The 1,127-nt window shown below is 66.5% G+C and carries 1 protein-coding gene; it reads left to right on the top strand.

Features of this window, described 5'->3' with window-relative positions:
* Positions 1-1,127, top strand: a 1,127-nt coding sequence (gene putP, locus BAY1663_RS22785) for a sodium/proline symporter PutP (RefSeq protein ID WP_037045429.1), incomplete at both ends; no start/stop codon positions are given.

Genomic DNA, 1,127 nt, shown 5'->3' with positions numbered 1-1,127 from the left:
CGCCGGCCTGTCGGAAAGCTGGATCGCCATCGGCCTGATCGTCGGCGCCTGGCTGAACTGGTTGTTCGTCGCCGGGCGGCTGCGCGTGCACACCGAGCACAACCACAACGCGCTGACCCTGCCGGACTACTTCTCGCACCGCTTCGAGGACCACAGCCGGCTGCTGCGGATCTTCTCGGCGCTGGTGATCCTGGTGTTCTTCACCATCTACTGCGCCTCGGGCGTGGTGGCCGGCGCGCGGCTGTTCGAGTCCACCTTCGGCGTGCCCTACGCATATGCACTGTGGATCGGCGCGGCGGCGACCATCCTCTACGTGTTCATCGGCGGCTTCCTGGCGGTGAGCTGGACCGACACCGTGCAGGCCACGCTGATGATCTTCGCGCTCTTGATCACGCCGGTGTTCGTCATCCTCGCGCTGGGCGACATGGACACGGCGATGGCCACCATCGCGGCGCAGAACCCGGCCAACTTCGACATGTTCCGCGGGCTGTCCTTCGTCGCGATCATCTCGCTCCTGGCCTGGGGCCTGGGCTACTTCGGCCAGCCGCACATCCTGGTGCGCTTCATGGCCGCCGACTCGATCAAGACCATTCCCAATGCGCGGCGCATCGGCATGACCTGGATGATCCTGACCCTGGCCGGCGCGGTGGCGGTGGGCTTCCTCGGCATCGCCTACTTCGCCGACCACCCGGAACTGGCCGGTGCGGTGAGCCAGAACGGCGAGCGCGTGTTCATGGAACTGGTGAAGATCCTGTTCAACCCGTGGGTCGCCGGGATCATCCTCTCCGGGGTGCTGGCGGCGGTGATGAGTACCCTGAGCGCGCAGCTCTTGGTGAGCTCCAGTGCGCTGACCCAGGACTTCTACAAGGCCATGCTGCGCAAGAACGCCTCGCAGACCGAACTGGTCTGGGTCGGCCGGGCGATGGTGCTGCTGATCGCGCTGATCGCCATCGGCATCGCCTCCAACCCGGAAAGCAAGGTACTGGGCCTGGTGTCCTACGCCTGGGCCGGCTTCGGCGCGGCGTTCGGTCCGGTGGTGCTGATCTCGCTGCTGTGGAAGCGCATGACGCGCAACGGCGCGCTGGCGGGCATGCTGGTCGGCGCGATCACCGTGGTGGTGTGGAAGG

This window comes from Pseudomonas sp. BAY1663, from assembly GCF_000582595.1.
Taxonomy (GTDB): Bacteria; Pseudomonadota; Gammaproteobacteria; order Pseudomonadales; family Pseudomonadaceae; genus Stutzerimonas; species Stutzerimonas stutzeri_AF.
This window is presented reverse-complemented; position numbering and strand designations above follow the sequence as displayed.